Source organism: Secundilactobacillus angelensis (assembly GCF_012641075.1).
Taxonomy (GTDB): Bacteria; Bacillota; Bacilli; order Lactobacillales; family Lactobacillaceae; genus Secundilactobacillus; species Secundilactobacillus angelensis.
Window position 1 is genome coordinate 14,024 of record NZ_JAAXLJ010000005.1, and the last position, 15,519, is coordinate 29,542.

The 15,519-nt window shown below is 43.9% G+C and carries 18 protein-coding genes and 1 other annotated feature; of the genes, 17 read left to right on the plus strand and 1 reads right to left on the minus strand.

Translation table 11 applies throughout. The annotated features are described in order from the left end of the window. The first annotated feature begins 37 nt into the window (after window positions 1–37). The 13 genes from hisJ (at window position 38) to HC026_RS03810 (ending at window position 11,166) form a co-directional block, all read left to right on the plus strand. A complete protein-coding gene (gene hisJ / locus HC026_RS03750) occupies window positions 38–880 on the plus strand; it encodes a histidinol-phosphatase HisJ (protein WP_211089398.1) in 843 nt (280 codons plus the stop codon). Between the two features lie 137 nt (window positions 881–1,017). Then, window positions 1,018–1,276 (plus strand) — a binding site (T-box leader). A gap of 53 nt (window positions 1,277–1,329) precedes the next feature. Then, window positions 1,330–2,475: an ATP phosphoribosyltransferase regulatory subunit gene (locus HC026_RS03755; RefSeq protein WP_211089399.1), complete on the plus strand. Its 1,146-nt coding sequence runs from the start codon at window positions 1,330–1,332 to the stop codon at window positions 2,473–2,475. Further along, window positions 2,476–3,114, plus strand: coding sequence for an ATP phosphoribosyltransferase (gene hisG, locus HC026_RS03760; protein ID WP_168924659.1), 639 nt, complete (start codon window positions 2,476–2,478; stop codon window positions 3,112–3,114). It begins immediately after the preceding gene. Continuing rightward, window positions 3,114–4,394 carry a histidinol dehydrogenase gene (gene hisD, locus HC026_RS03765; protein WP_168924660.1) on the plus strand — a complete coding sequence of 427 codons (1,281 nt, stop codon included), beginning with the start codon at window positions 3,114–3,116 and terminating at the stop codon, window positions 4,392–4,394. The genes hisG and hisD overlap by 1 nt, the downstream gene beginning before the upstream one ends. A gap of 11 nt (window positions 4,395–4,405) precedes the next feature. Then, window positions 4,406–4,990, plus strand: coding sequence for an imidazoleglycerol-phosphate dehydratase HisB (hisB, locus tag HC026_RS03770; RefSeq protein ID WP_168924661.1), 585 nt, complete (start codon window positions 4,406–4,408; stop codon window positions 4,988–4,990). After that, window positions 4,990–5,616, plus strand: a complete 627-nt coding sequence (hisH, locus tag HC026_RS03775) for an imidazole glycerol phosphate synthase subunit HisH (protein ID WP_168924662.1) — start codon at window positions 4,990–4,992, stop codon at window positions 5,614–5,616. Before hisB ends, hisH begins: the two co-directional genes overlap by 1 nt. Further along, complete coding sequence (gene hisA / locus HC026_RS03780; RefSeq protein WP_168924663.1) at window positions 5,594–6,322, plus strand: 1-(5-phosphoribosyl)-5-[(5-phosphoribosylamino)methylideneamino]imidazole-4-carboxamide isomerase; 729 nt, start codon at window positions 5,594–5,596, stop codon at window positions 6,320–6,322. Before hisH ends, hisA begins: the two co-directional genes overlap by 23 nt. Beyond that, window positions 6,312–7,070: an imidazole glycerol phosphate synthase subunit HisF gene (gene hisF, locus HC026_RS03785; RefSeq protein WP_168924664.1), complete on the plus strand. Its 759-nt coding sequence runs from the start codon at window positions 6,312–6,314 to the stop codon at window positions 7,068–7,070. The genes hisA and hisF overlap by 11 nt, the downstream gene beginning before the upstream one ends. Window positions 7,071–7,072: 2 nt before the next feature. Continuing rightward, window positions 7,073–7,408: a phosphoribosyl-AMP cyclohydrolase gene (gene hisI / locus HC026_RS03790; RefSeq protein ID WP_168924802.1), complete on the plus strand. Its 336-nt coding sequence runs from the start codon at window positions 7,073–7,075 to the stop codon at window positions 7,406–7,408. Between the two features lies 1 nt (window position 7,409). Beyond that, window positions 7,410–7,730 carry a phosphoribosyl-ATP diphosphatase gene (gene hisE / locus HC026_RS03795; RefSeq protein WP_168924665.1) on the plus strand — a complete coding sequence of 107 codons (321 nt, stop codon included), beginning with the start codon at window positions 7,410–7,412 and terminating at the stop codon, window positions 7,728–7,730. Between the two features lie 10 nt (window positions 7,731–7,740). Beyond that, window positions 7,741–8,817 (plus strand): histidinol-phosphate transaminase, encoded by a 1,077-nt coding sequence (gene hisC, locus HC026_RS03800; protein WP_168924666.1) that lies wholly within the window; start codon window positions 7,741–7,743, stop codon window positions 8,815–8,817. A gap of 169 nt (window positions 8,818–8,986) precedes the next feature. Further along, window positions 8,987–9,856: a helix-turn-helix transcriptional regulator gene (locus tag HC026_RS03805; RefSeq protein ID WP_168924667.1), complete on the plus strand. Its 870-nt coding sequence runs from the start codon at window positions 8,987–8,989 to the stop codon at window positions 9,854–9,856. Window positions 9,857–10,071: 215 nt separating this feature from the next. Beyond that, the gene (locus tag HC026_RS03810; protein ID WP_168924668.1) at window positions 10,072–11,166 is read left to right on the plus strand and encodes a PTS transporter subunit IIC; all 1,095 of its coding nucleotides are present in this window, start codon (window positions 10,072–10,074) and stop codon (window positions 11,164–11,166) included. A gap of 49 nt (window positions 11,167–11,215) precedes the next feature. Here HC026_RS03810 and HC026_RS03815 read toward each other — a convergent pair whose 3' ends face one another. Next, window positions 11,216–11,830 carry a DedA family protein gene (locus tag HC026_RS03815; RefSeq protein ID WP_168924669.1) on the minus strand — a complete coding sequence of 205 codons (615 nt, stop codon included), beginning with the start codon at window positions 11,828–11,830 and terminating at the stop codon, window positions 11,216–11,218. Between the two features lie 221 nt (window positions 11,831–12,051). Between HC026_RS03815 and HC026_RS03820 the strand changes: the two genes are divergently transcribed. The 4 genes from HC026_RS03820 (at window position 12,052) to HC026_RS03835 (ending at window position 15,416) form a co-directional block, all read left to right on the plus strand. Beyond that, window positions 12,052–12,372 (plus strand): PTS lactose/cellobiose transporter subunit IIA, encoded by a 321-nt coding sequence (locus tag HC026_RS03820; RefSeq protein WP_168924670.1) that lies wholly within the window; start codon window positions 12,052–12,054, stop codon window positions 12,370–12,372. Between the two features lie 117 nt (window positions 12,373–12,489). After that, the gene (locus HC026_RS03825) at window positions 12,490–13,788 is read left to right on the plus strand and encodes a nucleobase:cation symporter-2 family protein (protein WP_168924671.1); all 1,299 of its coding nucleotides are present in this window, start codon (window positions 12,490–12,492) and stop codon (window positions 13,786–13,788) included. A 290-nt stretch (window positions 13,789–14,078) separates the two neighbouring features. After that, the gene (locus HC026_RS03830; protein ID WP_168924672.1) at window positions 14,079–14,867 is read left to right on the plus strand and encodes a hypothetical protein; all 789 of its coding nucleotides are present in this window, start codon (window positions 14,079–14,081) and stop codon (window positions 14,865–14,867) included. 75 nt (window positions 14,868–14,942) lie between these two features. Beyond that, window positions 14,943–15,416 carry a nucleoside 2-deoxyribosyltransferase gene (locus tag HC026_RS03835; RefSeq protein ID WP_168924673.1) on the plus strand — a complete coding sequence of 158 codons (474 nt, stop codon included), beginning with the start codon at window positions 14,943–14,945 and terminating at the stop codon, window positions 15,414–15,416. Window positions 15,417–15,519 lie beyond the last annotated feature (103 nt).

The following is a 15,519-nucleotide window of genomic DNA, read 5'->3' on the forward strand; positions in this document are numbered from 1 at the left end:
GTTACAACTAGGACAATTAATGTTAAGGAGCGATTTCATGCTGAAACAAGATGGCCATTCACACACCGAGTTCTGTCCTCACGGCAGTGGCGATGATGTAGAATTAATGATTCAAAAAGCAATTCGTCTAGGATTTGAACGTTACAGTATTACTGAACATGCGCCGTTACCAACCGCATTTAAACAAGAGTACGCAGGCCTGGAGACTGGCTACACAGAAGCGTCCATGGCAATGAGTGATTTGCCAGCTTATTTTAAAAAGGTCAAACGGATGCAAGATAAGTACGGAGCAAAGATTCACATCAACGTCGGTTTTGAAGTCGACTATTTATCTAACCACGTGCAGTGGACACGGGATTTCTTGAACGAATATGGGCCACAAACAACTGACAACGTTTTGTCGGTTCACTTTATGCAGGGGGCTAATCATAAGTTTTGGTGTGTGGACGACACACTGACAGATTTTGAAACCGGATTGCTGACACCCGCGGAGAATGGACAAGCACTGTATCGCCAGTATTTTAGGGCCGTTACAGAAGCGGTCACGGCAGATTTGGGTCAATATGCACCTAAACGAATCGGTCATATGACGCTGATTAGAAAGTTTCAGGATTATTTTGGATTACCACGGATCTATGATGCTGATACGTGGCAGGTCATCACGACACTACTACAGACCATTCAACAAAAAGGTGACCAACTTGATTACAATGCTGCCGGTCTTTATAAGGAGTTCTGCAACGAAACCTACCCGGATGATGCCATTCTTAAGCAGGCTCAGCAGTTAAAGATACCACTGGTTTATGGGAGTGACGCGCATAGCATTAAAGAGGTGGGTCACGGCTATCATACTTTGATGGCAATGATCAATGCTAAATAAATTTTAATTTAACTAAACGTGATTAAATTAGGAGATTGTTAGGTTATTTGGCTCAAATTAATGAGAATTATTAAAGGTTACGTTGACAAATTAAAATTTGGTGTTAAATTATATACAACAATTAAAATTGAATGACAAAATAAGTTGTGATTAGAACAAGTAGTTGATCCCCAATGTGCAGAGAACTTGGAATGCTGGAAGCCAAGTGATTGGGACAACGAAACACCTCTATGAACTGATCAGCCGAATGAAGTAAGCTGCTCCGCATGTTTAGCGTTATCAGGGTTACCTTAACTGTTCTTGAAGTGTCTTCAATGACTAGTTATTGGCAACGTAAGGTCGTCATCGTGAGGTGACGACAAATTGAGGTGGAACCGCGATGATATCGTCCTCGCAAACTAATTTATTTAGTTTGCGAGGATTTTTTGTTTATCCAGGAGGAGGACAACATGATTAAAAATCGAAACTTGCCAAGTGGGACGCGAGATGAATTTGGGCCGCGAGCTGCTGTTAAAGAAACAATTTCCGGACAACTGTTTTCAATCTTCAAGCAGCGTGGTTTTACTAAGCTAACCACACCAATTCTCGAGTACGCTGACGTCTTTAAACCACTGAACCTTGATAATTACCGGCCATATCAATTGCTGGATGAACAAGGGGAGGCATTAGTGCTTCGACCAGATTTGACTCTGCCGGTGGCACGGATGATGAGCACTACCGGGGTTGAACTACCAGCTAAATGGTACTACGGCGGCGATGTTTTCCGAGTCAAGAAGCAATTATCAGGCAGTTACAATCAAGTCACTCAAGCTGGTATTGAATTAGTTGGTTCTAGCAGCATCAAAGGTGAACTTGAGTGTTTAACGATTGCACTAGCAGGATGCCGGGCCACTGGTGTTAAAGAAATGACTTTAGAATTAAGCGATGCTCGGTTTGTGGAAGCCGTTTTAGCAGCATTGCCAGTGCCAGAACCGACGAAGGTAGCGCTTAAACAAGCCCTGTTCGCCAAGAACTTGACAGTTTATAACCAGATTTCAGCGTTACTGACTGATACCGAATTTGGTGGTTTTCTTGGTGAATGGCCGTGGCTGTTTGGCGATTTTGATACGGTGATCAATGTCGTCAAACGTCTACCAAAGATTTCAAAGGTGCAGACAGTCATTGATAATTTGACCGCTGTGAATCAATTTATTAAAGAGCTCGCTCCTGAGCAGCGAGTTGTCCTCGATCTCAGTATTCCGTCACCGCAGACTTACTATACTGGCATGGCATTCCGAGGTTACACCCAAAACGCGTCAGATTATTTGTTCAGCGGTGGTCGTTACGATGATTTGTTAACCAGTTTTCAGCAAATTAAAGAGCCAGCTGTTGGGTTGGCCTTTGATGTTGATGCCCTAGCTGACCGGGTGCCGTTGCAAGATGCACCGCGACAAACTTTGATTTATTTCGACTCTGATCAGTGGCAGCAGGCGGAAATACTATTGAAAGAAACTCCTAACAGTACGTTATGCTTGGCCGACAGCCGTGAAGAGGCTAACCGAATCGCTGTCAGTAACAATCAGCAACTATTGGATTTAACGAAGGAAGGTGAGTAAATGCCAATCAAGATTGCGTTAACCAAGGGCCGGGTGGAACAGCAAGTGGTGCCGTTACTTGAAGCAAGCGGAATTGACTGTAGCGGTATTCGTCATAAGGGACGGCGGCTAATCTTTAATGAAGATCCGGTGTACCAAACAATTTTAGTTAAGGGGCCCGATGTCCTCACTTATCTCAATAGTGGGTCGGTTCATCTAGGCATTGTGGGCAGTGACATTTTGGCTGAGCAGAACAACACTCAGTACGCCATGATGGATTTAGGGGTTGGCCGGTGCCGATTCGTTCTAGCTTCTACCAGTAATTTCAATCCTCAGCAAGCTCGCAGGAAGATTATCGCGACCAAATACCCCAACATCACGAAACGCTATTTTCAAAGTATTGGTGAAGATGTGGAAATTATTCGCATCGAGGGCTCGGTAGAACTAGCACCGCTGATCGGCCTAGCAGACGCCATTGTCGATATTACCGAAACAGGGACGACATTACGGGAAAATAACCTTCACGTTTATGCTGAATTACAGCCAGTCAGCACTCAACTGGTGGTGAACCGGTTAGCTTTGAAACAATATCAGTCGCAAATTAGAACCTTAGTTGAAAATCTACAGCAAGCTAAACTTAAATTAGGAGTGAATGAATAATGAAAATATTTAAAAATCAGACTTTAAATCAATTACTTGAACAAGTTGATCGTCAAACTGATCAGCAAGCCAACCAGCCGGAAGTTGAAGCAACCGTTGCCGGAATCATTGCCAACGTCATCAAGAATGGTGATAGAACATTAAAAGAGTATAGCCGCAAATTTGATAAAGTCGAATTAGATAGTTTGCGAGTGCCACAAGCTGACATTGACGCGGCGTATGAAAATGCAGACCAGGATTTGATTGACGCCTTGAATTTAGCTAAGAACAACATTATCAGCTACCACCAAAAAGAGATTCAACACGGTTTTGTTGATGCGGAACAAAAGGGTGTTGTCCGTGGTGAAAAAATCACCCCGTTAGCAGCTGTTGGTTTGTATGTTCCCGGTGGTACTGCCGCTTATCCATCATCCATTTTGATGAACGTCATTCCCGCTAAACTCGCTGGCGTGGGCAAAATCGTTATGGTAACACCGCCACAAAAGGACGGTATTGGCCAAGCCGTTTTAGCCGCCGCTAAGATTGCCGGCATTGATGAAATCTATCAAGTCGGTGGTGCGCAAGCCATTGCCGCTTTGGCATACGGGACTGAGAGCATCCCTCGAGTGGACAAAATTACCGGTCCAGGCAATATCTTCGTTGCTGTTGCTAAGAAACAAGTCTTTGGCCAAGTTGATATCGATATGATTGCCGGTCCCTCAGAAATCGGTGTGATTGCGGATGATGCGGCCAATCCTAAAGAGGTAGCCGCTGACTTGCTTTCCCAAGCGGAACACGACAAGATGGCGCGGCCAATGATGGTCACGCCGAGTGAAAAATTTGCGGTCGCTGTTAGTGATGAAATCGACCGTCAAGTGAAGACATTACCCCGTGAAGAAATTGCCAGTGCCTCCGTTGCCAATAAAGGCTTTATCGCAGTAGTGGATGACCTTGATGAGGCCTTTACCGTCATGAACGCCATTGCGCCAGAACACTTGGAAATCGAGTTGGAAGATGCTATGCAGTATCTTAACCAAATTAAGAATGCCGGTTCTGTATTCTTAGGTTTCAACGCTTCAGAACCCGTGGGTGACTATGTTGCTGGTCCTAACCACATTTTGCCAACCGGGGGGACTGCTCGATTCTTCTCACCACTTGGGGTTTCAGACTTTGTTAAACGGACTCAGTTTGTCACCTACTCAAGGGAAGCCTTGAAGAAGGAAGAAAGGGCGATTACAACGTTGGCACGAGTTGAGGGGCTTGAAGCCCACGCCCGAGCTGTTGAATCACGATTTAACTAAGGAGGCTCACCATGAGAGAAGCAACGGTTAAACGCAATACTAATGAAACACAAATTGAACTGAGTCTAAATTTAGATGACTACGATACGATCAGTATTGATACCGGAATTGGTTTTTTGAACCACATGCTGGACGCCTTTGCTCGGCATGGCCGGTTTGGTCTTGTAGTTAAAGCTAATGGTGACTTAAACGTTGACCCCCACCACACGACTGAAGATGTCGGGATTGCCTTGGGGATGGCGTTGAAACAAGCACTAGGTAATAAGGAGGGGATCGAACGTTTTGGTTCAGCTTTGATTCCTTTAGATGAAACGTTGAGCCGAGTGGTCATCGACCTGTCAGGACGTAGTTATTTGGTATTCAAGGCTGATTTAACAAATCCGCGACTTGGTGATTATGACACTGAAGTTACCGAAGATTTCTTCCAAGCCTTTGCTTTTAACGCTGAGTTAAACCTTCACGCGGAAGTCCTTTATGGCAGGAACACCCATCACAAGATTGAAACCTTATTTAAGGCACTTGGTCGCGCGCTTCGGGCTGCAGTGACCATTAATCCAGAAATCAAAGGAGTGCCATCTACCAAGGGAGTGATTTAATGATTGCGATTATCGATTACGACACTGGTAATACTAGAAACGTCAAAAAAGCAATGGACTTTCTAGCCATTCCTAATACGCTGTCAGCTGATCCCGATGTGATTTCGTCAGCAGATGGTCTGATTCTTCCTGGAGTTGGTGCCTTTGGAAAAGCAGTTGAGGCTTTGAAAGTGCGCGGCCTGATTCCAGTTATTCAACAGGCTGCCAAGCAAGGGATGCCCATTTTAGGCATCTGCCTCGGCATGCAATTACTATTTGACCGGAGCTTTGAATTCGGTGAAACGGCAGGGTTAGGCTTAATCCCCGGCGAAGTGGTTGCAATTCCAGAAAATCTTGGCGTAAAGGTGCCTCACATGGGCTGGGATCAGAACCAAGTGACACGCGTAGACCCAATCGCCAACGGCTTTGACCAGCAATCAACTTATTTTGTTCATTCCTATTATGTCAAAACCCGGGCGCAATACATCTTAGCTGAAAGTGATTACGGTGTTAAAATTCCCAGCATTGTACGTCATCAAAACGTGATTGGTATGCAATTTCATCCAGAAAAGAGTGGCCGGATCGGCTTGAATGGTCTAGCAGCATTTAAGGAGTTGGTACTTAATGGAAATTATTCCCGCAATTGATTTAAGAAATCAGCAATCTGTTCGGCTTTATCAAGGGGACTTTGAACAAACCACACTGATTGCCCAAGACCCGCTTCAGCAGGCTAAACAGATTGAAACAGCTGGTTTGAAACGGCTTCATCTGGTTGATTTAGATGGTGCCAAAAGTGGCCGGCCAGTAAACCGCGAACTGATCAAACGCATCTGTGCAGAAACTGATTTAAAAGTTGAAGTTGGCGGTGGTATTCGAACCTTAGCTCAAATCAATGGCTATCTCACCAGTGGTGTCTCCAGAGTCATTCTTGGTTCTGCTGCATTAACTGACCCACAGCTAGTTCAAGAGGCCGTTAATCAGTTTGGCAATGATCAAGTGGTAGTGGGGATTGACGGTAAAGATGGCAAAGTCGCCATTTCCGGTTGGCTGGAAGAAAGTGATGTATCCATGAGTACCTTGATGACGTCCATGGTGGCGGTTGGGGTGGTTAACTTTGTGGTGACAGACATCACTAAGGACGGTACATTAAGCGGCCCCAACGTGAACCTCTTGGGAAAACTCCAGCAGGAATTTCCAACCACCAGATTGATCGCGTCTGGTGGCGTGACCACCGTTGCTGATTTACAGAGCTTGGCTGACGCGGGCATTAAATCTGCCATTGTCGGCCGGGCTATGGCAACCGGTGATTTGCCATTGAAGACTTTAGCGGAGGTGTCCAGTCATGCTAGCTAAGCGAATTATACCTTGTCTGGACGTGGATCATGGTCGCGTGAAGAAAGGCGTCAACTTCGTTCATTTAACCGATGTTGGTGATCCCGTAGCAATTGCCGCTGCGTATGAGAAGCAAGGCGCGGATGAATTAGTTTTTCTGGATATTACGGCAACCAACGAGAAGCGGCCAGCGATTGTGGATACCATCGAAAAAGTCGCCAGTCAAGTGTTTATGCCCCTAACAGTGGGTGGCGGGATTCATAGTGTCGCCGATATGCAGCGACTGCTGAAAGCTGGGGCTGACAAAGTAGCGGTCAATTCTGCAGCGGTCCGCGACCCCAGCTTAATTTCTGAAGGCGCCGAAAAGTTTGGCGCCCAGTGTATCGTGTTAGCGATTGATAGTAAATGGGATGCAGAAAAACAACGCTATACCGTTTTCGTCAACGGTGGCCGAGAAGCCACTGATCTAGATGTCATCGAATGGGCCAAGCAGGGTGTCAAAGCTGGCGCCGGTGAGCTGATGGTGACGAGTATGGACAAGGATGGGACCAGAAGTGGCTTTGATATTCCACTATACCAAGCATTAACAGCGGCTGTGAATGTGCCGATTATCGCTTCAGGTGGCTGTGGCAAGATCGGCGATTTTAATGATATCTTTAATCAAACAGCTGTCGATGCTGCCTTGGCTGCTTCTGTGTTTCACTTTGGTGAGTTCACGATTCCAGATGTCAAAGCGGCGTTGAAAAAGGATGGAGTGACAGTACGATGACGTTGAAACCCAATTTCGATAAATACCCAGATGGGCTTGTTCCAACAATTGTAGTGGACGATAAGACCCAGCAAGTTTTGATGATGGCGTACATGAATGCGAAAAGCTATCAACTCAGTTTAGACAGTAAGCAAACCTGGTTTTGGTCACGCAGCCGTCAAGAACTTTGGCACAAAGGGGCAACCAGTGGCAATACCCAAGACATCGTGGCAATTCAGATTGATTGTGATGAGGACACGCTACTTGTGCGGGTAAATCCGGCTGGACCAGCCTGTCATACCGGGCATACTAGCTGTTTCTACCGTGATATTGAACTTAATTCAGCAGGAGGAAAATAATATGCAAGACTTAGACGAACTGTATCAATTAATTTTAGACCGTAAAAATAATCCTAAGGAAGGTTCGTACACGGATTACCTGTTTACTAAGGGTCTAGATAAAATTCTCAAAAAGGTTGGCGAAGAATCCACGGAAGTCGTGGTCGCTGCTAAGAATGATAGTGATGACGAATTTGTTTATGAAGTTGCCGATTTAGCTTATCACGTGCTGGTTCTTATGGTTGACCGCGGCATCAGCGTTGACCAGGTCAAAAAAGAATTAGCGCAACGTGAAGGGTTAATGAGTAAGACCAAGGAACGTCGAGACATTAAAGATCTGTAGGAGGTAGCCAATGCTGAAAGAGGCAATTAAAAAACTAAAGCCATATATCCCTGAACAGACCATTGAAGAAATCAAACGAGAACAAGGGTTAACGAAATTGGTTCGGTTATCGGCCAACGAAAATGCCTGGGGGACGTCTCCTAAAGTTGCTCAAGCAATTTTAGACTGGGGTGTACAAGATGCCAACCGGTATCCGGATAGTGAGTTGACTGGTCTTCGAAACGCAATTGCACAAGGCCTCAAGGTTAAGCCTGAGACGTTAGTTTTTGGTGACGGCCTCGATGAAATTATTCAGTTGTTGTCCAGAACATTACTTTCACCAGCGGATGAAGTCGTGTTAACCCAGCCGACCTTTTCTGAATACGCCCTTCACGCGGAAATCGAAGGAGCCAAGCTTGTCAACGTTCCCGTTGATACAGATGGTCTGACTGATTTGAAAGAGATGCTTGCCGCAATTACTCCTGCAACCGCGATGGTTTGGTTATGCAATCCCAATAATCCAACGGGGACGTATGTTACTCACCAAGCAATTGCGACCTTTATGGATCAGGTTCCTAAATCAGTGACAGTGGTGGTTGATGAGGCTTATATTGATTTTGTCACTGATGAAAAACAGGCCTCGGTAGTCGACTTATTGCAAAAGTTTGATAATTTGGTGGTTTTACGGACGTTCTCCAAAGCATATGGATTGGCTAATTTTCGGGTGGGGTATGCCGTTGTGGCACCGCAGTTAGCCAAAATACTACAAACAGTCCGACTGCCTTACAACTTGAGTACTTTTGCTGAAATTGCTGCTGAGGCAGCGTATGCAGATCAATCTTTCGTTGCAGACGTGGTTGATGCCGTTGCCAAGGAGCGACATAAGTGGCTATCGTTTCTTCAGAAATTAAAGGTTCAGTATTATCCATCACAGGCTAACTTCATCTTTTTTAAGATCACGGATGCTGCAAAACTGAGTCAAGAATTACTCCAAAATGGCTATCTCGTTCGAACAGGCTTGGGACCTGACTGGTTACGCATTACCGTTGGTCAGCCCACGGATAACCAAGTTGTACAGAACTTGATTCGAGCTTTCATTGAACAATAATAATTATAAAAAAAGTGCTACTGAGTTCGAAAAATATCGAATTTAGTAACACTTTTTGGTTGTTATCACACCTATGATATTGTTAGAATAAACATGGAGTTTTATAAATCAATTCATTCATGGTCAAATAAATGTGAAAAATAGTGAAAACGGTTAGGAGGAACGAAGCATGGCACAGACTGCGTATATCTCGTTGTCTTGCCTACCATTACCGACTTTCATTGAAGGCCGCCATCTTGAGCTTAAACCTGATGGTAGGAAAACTAACCAAGTGCACTTAGAATACTTTGTGTTCGCTTTTGTACGTGTCGGACACCTGACGATGGTTCATGATGGTGTGGAGCAGCAAATTAATCAGGGAGAAGTATTTATTATGACCCCGGGATACCATAAATATACCTGGTGGGCAGATGAGGATAAGGTCGAGCTAGACTGGATTTACGCCTATGTTGCCGGAGATTGGCACGTTCAATTATCGCTGACTCCGGCGCAAAATTCGATGAAATCGCTGATGCTTCATCCAGAAGTCCCTGTCCAAACACTATTTTTAAAGCAATTCAGATCAATCGAAGAGCCTGAAGTTGTTTATCCGATGGTTGATCAATTGGTGTCTAAGGAATTAAACTGCGATTCCAAACAATTTTTTGAAGCGCAAGGGATTTTTATTAAATTAATCTCGTGGATGCAGATTCAGGATAATGCGAAAAATGAAGTTACTCAGATGTCGTTAACCATTCAAAAATACCTCAAGAAAAACTTTAGTAAGAAGATTACTGCTGCCACGTTAAGTAAACACTTTAATCTTCGGCCAAACTATATCGTGCGAGTATTACGGCAAACGATTGGACTCACCCCAGCGGAATTTTTGATGCAGTATCGGATGGAAGAAGCAACTCAGTGGCTGTTGAATACGGAAGCTTCCGTGGAAGATATTGCTCTGAACGTTGGTTTTCAAAACATCTATTATTTTTCAACCTCGTTTAAAAAATATACTGGAGTTTCACCAACGCAGTACAGACAAGATGCAGAAGATTCTTAAAAATCGACTATCAGAAATTAGAGAAAAGGGCAGCTATCCAAGAAATTTGGGTAGCTGCCTTATTAATTTAGATTAAATGAGAATTAAATTAAAATTTACTGTGAAAAAGTATTGACATGATTTCAAGTTGATGGTTTAATAACAGCATAAACATTTTAATCATTTTCTCATTTTATCACATAATTCTCACAAAGAGGCAAAGAGAGGTCTTACATATGGAAAGTACACAAGCAGCACAAACTGACACTGAGAAAATGTCAGTCATGGATTATGTTTATAAGGTTTCGGCAGGTGTTTCAAATGCCGTCCTGGTCATGTTAGGGATTGGACTGTTAACCCAATCAATCGCTAACTTCGTTCACTGGCAAGCGCTTTTCCAAGTTGGTTCCATCGCACAATGGTTACTGGCACCCGCGTTCGGTGCCGCAATTGCCTCACAAATGAAAGTTAATACTTTGGTATTATTCAGTGCTATGATTTCTTCGACAGTTGGTGCAAATGCAGTTTACTTCACTGGAACTGCAATGCACGCCGCAACTGCGACGGGTAACAAGATGGTTGAAGCAGCTCAATCAGGGATCTTCACCACTGGGCAACCAATCAGTGCCGTTGCAGCTGGTTTAGTCGCTGTCCTAGTTGGTAAGTATCTTACTGGTAAGACACCGCTAGACATGATGTTGGTGCCATTAGCGGCTACCCTAGTGGGTTCGATTGCAGGACTTGGCTTGGCAAGTGTTACGACGCCAGCTTTGAACTGGATGAGTGCTTTCATCGCTCAATCAATGCAAGTTAACCCAGTTGTTGGTTCAGTATGTGTTTCCCTTGCTTGGTCATTATTCTTGATGACGCCTGCATCATCTGCAGCGCTATCAGTTGCCGTTATGCTCTCACCATTAGCTGCCGGTGCTGCACTAGTTGGTACCACTGCACAATTTGTTGGTTTCACTGCCATCTCATGGCGTCAAAACAAGATCGGTGCTAACATCGCTCAAGGAATCATCACACCCAAGGTTCAATTCCCTAACCTGTTGAAGAATCCTCGACTAGCAATTCCATCATTTATTGCTGCTGGGGTATGTGCACCACTAGCTACCGTGTTCTTCGGTTTTAAAGTTTCATATACCCTTGGTGGCTTGGGATTAAACTCTTTGATTGCACCAATCAACTTGGCTTCAAGCAGTATGCCAATGTTTATTGCCTACATGGTAATGGCAGTGTTGGCACCAGCAGTCATCTCATTGTTTGTCTACCGTTTGCTTCTCACCTTTGATTGGGTTAAGAGTGAACAGCTGCACTTGGAAATTGTTTAGTTTAATTTAAGTCAAATATTAAGACCGCATGACGATGCCATGCGGTCTTTTAGTGATTTCGTTTCTTATAGTAATAACGACCAATCAGCAGCGCAATTAGAATTGTCACGCCTACTAGTATAATGGTTGAAGCCTCTTCGAACCAGCCCATCACGACCTGCCAATGCGTGCCTGCCAAGCAGCCTGCGTTAATCAGTACTGTATTCCAAAGCAGCGTTCCTAATGTTGACAGGCCAACAAACGACCAAAAAGGAAATTCTGCCATGCCAGCGGGAATAGAGATTAAGCTTCGAACTACTGGAACAAAACGACCATAAAAAATGGCAATGGTACCACGTTGGTTAAAGAAGTCACCAGCTCGTTTAATGTCGGTTTGTTTTAGGCGAAGTAAGCGACCGGTACGAGTATTGACAAACTTACTGAGTCGGTCCACTGAAACTAACCGGCCAATGCCGTAAAGGATAACTGCACCCAGAATTGAACCAACCGTTGCAGCCACAATCGATCCCCAAACAGTGAGACTTGAGGTGAGTGTCAAAAATCCGGTAAAGGTAAGAATGACCTCTGAAGGAATCGGCGGGAAAATATTTTCTAAAGCAATCAAGAATACAATTGCCAGATAACCATACTGATCGATGAGAGTCATGATCGTTTGCGTGTTCATAGGCGCTCCTTATAGCGTAGTAAAAGAATTTCTTTAAGTGTATCGAAGTTTTAGTGCTTCAGTCAAACGACAGCAACGTGACTTAGAGATTCTTAAGAATTGAAGTATTGGGTGAAGCCTGAGGGATGGATGACGAAATTGCCCCCGTTTTAAAACGTTGCATTTAGCGTTGTTTGGCGCTACGCTAGTACTTAAAAAAACTTTTTAGATAGGAGTCAACAATGACCGATGACGAGCAACACGTTTCAATGCAGTTGATTTTGATTGCAAGTGACGTCAAGAAATTGGCTTTTGAGGGCATCAAATTGGCCAAACTCGGAAAGATTTCTGAAGCACAAGGTAAATTTGAGGCTGCACAGCAGCGGTTGGGTGAAGGACATCAAGCCCAAAGTAAGTATATTAGTGAACGGGTAAATTCCGATGATGGGCCATCTTTGCTAATGGTTCACGCGCAGGATCATTTAAGTATGGCAATGACGACGATTGAACTTGGACAAGAACTGGTTGCCATTTACGCACAGGTACAGCAACTCAAACGTTAATATCCGAACTTTATTGCATATTATATTTATAATGTTCATTATTTGTTTGAATAGGTAGTTGCAACATGATAATATAAAGTTATTGATTATATAAAACCGAATGAGGGGTAATGGCACTTGGACACTGTTAAAAACAATCGCTCCGTTGTTAAAAATTTAATTTTAGGCTTTCAGCATTTATTGGCCATGTATTCTGGTGATATTTTAGTTCCGTTACTCGTTGGTGGCGCGTTGCATTTTACCGCTGCTCAGATGACTTATTTAGTTTCGATGGATATTTTTATGTGTGGGATTGCCACTTTGCTGCAACTAAAGCGAACGGCAATCACAGGGATTGGCTTGCCAGTTGTTCTCGGGTGTGCGGTGGAATACGTCGCACCACTTCAAAGTATTGGTAACCATTTTGGTTGGACTTATATGTATGGTGGAATTATCACCGCCGGATTGTTTATCATTTTGGTTGCCGGACCATTTGCTAGTTTGAGACGCTTCTTTCCGCCAGTGGTAACAGGCTCACTCATCACACTAATCGGCTTTACGCTGATTCCCGTAGCGTTTCAAAACCTTGGTGGTGGAGATGCAACCGCTAAAAGTTTCGGCTCACCGATGAACTTGACGTTAGGATTTACCACTGCATTAGTGATTATTGTCATTAATATTTGGGGTCGCGGTTTCATCAAACAGATTGCAATCTTGATTGGCATTTTAGTTGGTACGCTCTTAGCGATTGCACTTGGGCGAGTTGGTTTTGCGCCTGTCAGTGCAGCTCACTGGCTGCAATTACCGCAGCCATTTTACTTTGGCGTTCCCCGTTTCGAGTGGTCGTCGATTGCAACGATGATTTTGGCCGCCGTAACTTGTATGATTGAATCGACTGGGGTGTACTTTGCCCTAGCTGAAATTACAGGACGTGACTTGAACACTAAAGATCTCAAGCATGGTTATCGTTCTGAAGGGTTGGCAGCTATTCTGGGTGGTATCTTTAACACCTTTCCCTATTCAACTTTTTCACAAAACGTTGGGATCGTTCAATTATCAGGAATCAAAACCCTACGGCCAGTTTATTATTCAGCCTTTCTGTTGATTTTCTTGGGTTTAATCCCCAAGTTTGGCGCAATTGCGACTTTGATTCCGGCCTCCGTTCTGGGTGGCGCTATGCTGATTATGTTTGGAATGGTGGGTGCCCAAGGAGTTAAGATGCTGATGAAAGTTGAACTCAATAATCGTAATTTACTGATTATTGCTGTTTCAGTGGGTCTTGGCCTTGGTGTTACCACCCAGCCGCAATTGTTCCAGTTTTTGCCCGCAGAAGCGCAAACTATTCTTAGCAACGGAATGGTTGTCGGCAGTTTTACAGCTGTGATTTTGAACGTGTTACTTAACAATACGTCGTTGCAGCATAAAATCGAAGACTAATTCGGGATACGTGTTTAGAAAAAGGCGCATCGTCGCATAAAAACGTTATTGATGACCAGTCAAGTCAACCATTCTCATTGAATTCTAATTGAACGTCATGACAAAATCCGCTACTATAAAGTTGCTAAACACTTGTTGGCATACGATTTCGCCGTCGTGTGCTAAAGGGGAACCGCAATGACGTGAGTTGTTGCGGTCCCCTTTTATTTTAAGCTCATTCGTTGCATTTTCACTGAAATTTCAATATGATTACGGCATCTTAAACGAAGTTGAAGTTAGGGGGTAACGTGATGATATCTGAAACGTATCAAAGAAAACCATTACCAGCAGAACTAGAGACTATCACTCTTTCCCAGCAATTAGTGAATCGATTACACGAAAGCTATGCGTGGGTTGCGGTGGCAGGAGAACAACCATTTGCTAGTTTGATTTCCCCAGCAGGGACGGATGAAGAGGCTTTGTATCACTTCATTGATAATGCAACCTTGAACCACCATCGGTTAAGCAGATTTATGAACCATCCGGTGACTGCAGAAGAAGTTCTCGGCAGTTTTCAAACTGATGAGGTGGTGCCCGTCGCTGAACAGTATTTAGGTAGTTATCTGTTGCAGCAAAGTCAGCGTAATGATCTACTGTTGCCAATGATGAACGTGCTATCGCTCGCAAATTATGATGTAATTGGTGTGTTTGCCGCCATGGTGACGCCCCAGACTGAATCGTTATCCGATACGTTGATCGAAATGACAGCCCGATTACTGGCACGGTTAGCACCAAATCTTATCACCCTCGATCATGTGCCTGATGAAGCAGATTATATTTTGCCGCCACACTTGTTGATTGCTATTGAGGATACTCAGGGTAACCCGAGTGATATACCAGTCGCTTTATTAGATTGGCTGCCTGATCATCTCACTCAGATCAAAACGTTGGCGGACGGTGACCAAAACGGGCTGCTTAACTTGCTGAACGAACAAACGGATGATGGCAGTACGGTAGTTCGTGACTGGCTGATTCGAAATGACGATAACCAACAGATATTTTCTCAGTGGATCTTTCAGCATCGAGAGCAGGTTAAATGAGCCCATTTTTAATGATTAAATCCGGGATATGTATGGTATTCTTATTGTTAATATATTAAAGGAGAATCTCTTGTCATGAATAATATTTACTTAGCAGCACCATTCTTCAGTGATGGTCAAAACCAGCGTGTTAACGAAGTGGTGAGCTTATTAAGAGCCAACCCTACAGTGGCGGATGGTGGCATTTTTATCCCTTCTGAACATCAGCAAGAAGATTTAGAGTTTGGTACGTTTAAATGGCAGGTGGCAACGTTTAATAGTGATGTCCGCCAAGTGCACAAGGCGGATGCCGTCGTTGCCATTTTGGATTACCAATACGAAGAAACCAAGGAAAACGAGCCGGATTCAGGTACCGTCTTTGAAATTGGTGCTGCGTGGGAAGCCGGTGTTCCAGTAATTTTGGTGCAATATGATGAGAGTAAAAAGTTGAACTTAATGTTAGCGCAGTCTTATACTGCTTTCTATAATGGCAAAGAAGCCATTCAAACATTAAAGACTTACGATTTCAATGATTTACCGCAACACTATACTGATAAAGAAGTTTTTTAATCGTTCAATAGCGAAGATATGGGACAAAAGTCTATATCGAAAAGTATTTAATTTAATTTCTTGACACACACATCCTAAAATTTACTTTAGTTCATTCCTAAAT

Bases quoted from the DNA above. Each gene is read 5' to 3' on its own strand.
- hisJ (WP_211089398.1), top strand. From the start codon at position 38: ATGCTGAAACAAGATGGCCATTCACACACCGAGTTCTGTCCTCACGGC.
- HC026_RS03755 (WP_211089399.1), top strand. From the start codon at position 1,330: ATGATTAAAAATCGAAACTTGCCAAGTGGGACGCGAGATGAATTTGGG.
- hisG (WP_168924659.1), top strand. From the start codon at position 2,476: ATGCCAATCAAGATTGCGTTAACCAAGGGCCGGGTGGAACAGCAAGTG.
- hisD (WP_168924660.1), top strand. From the start codon at position 3,114: ATGAAAATATTTAAAAATCAGACTTTAAATCAATTACTTGAACAAGTT.
- hisB (WP_168924661.1), top strand. From the start codon at position 4,406: ATGAGAGAAGCAACGGTTAAACGCAATACTAATGAAACACAAATTGAA.
- hisH (WP_168924662.1), top strand. From the start codon at position 4,990: ATGATTGCGATTATCGATTACGACACTGGTAATACTAGAAACGTCAAA.
- hisA (WP_168924663.1), top strand. From the start codon at position 5,594: ATGGAAATTATTCCCGCAATTGATTTAAGAAATCAGCAATCTGTTCGG.
- hisF (WP_168924664.1), top strand. From the start codon at position 6,312: ATGCTAGCTAAGCGAATTATACCTTGTCTGGACGTGGATCATGGTCGC.
- hisE (WP_168924665.1), top strand. From the start codon at position 7,410: ATGCAAGACTTAGACGAACTGTATCAATTAATTTTAGACCGTAAAAAT.
- hisC (WP_168924666.1), top strand. From the start codon at position 7,741: ATGCTGAAAGAGGCAATTAAAAAACTAAAGCCATATATCCCTGAACAG.
- HC026_RS03805 (WP_168924667.1), top strand. From the start codon at position 8,987: ATGGCACAGACTGCGTATATCTCGTTGTCTTGCCTACCATTACCGACT.
- HC026_RS03810 (WP_168924668.1), top strand. From the start codon at position 10,072: ATGGAAAGTACACAAGCAGCACAAACTGACACTGAGAAAATGTCAGTC.
- HC026_RS03815 (WP_168924669.1), bottom strand. From the start codon at position 11,830: ATGAACACGCAAACGATCATGACTCTCATCGATCAGTATGGTTATCTG.
- HC026_RS03820 (WP_168924670.1), top strand. From the start codon at position 12,052: ATGACCGATGACGAGCAACACGTTTCAATGCAGTTGATTTTGATTGCA.
- HC026_RS03830 (WP_168924672.1), top strand. From the start codon at position 14,079: ATGATATCTGAAACGTATCAAAGAAAACCATTACCAGCAGAACTAGAG.
- HC026_RS03835 (WP_168924673.1), top strand. From the start codon at position 14,943: ATGAATAATATTTACTTAGCAGCACCATTCTTCAGTGATGGTCAAAAC.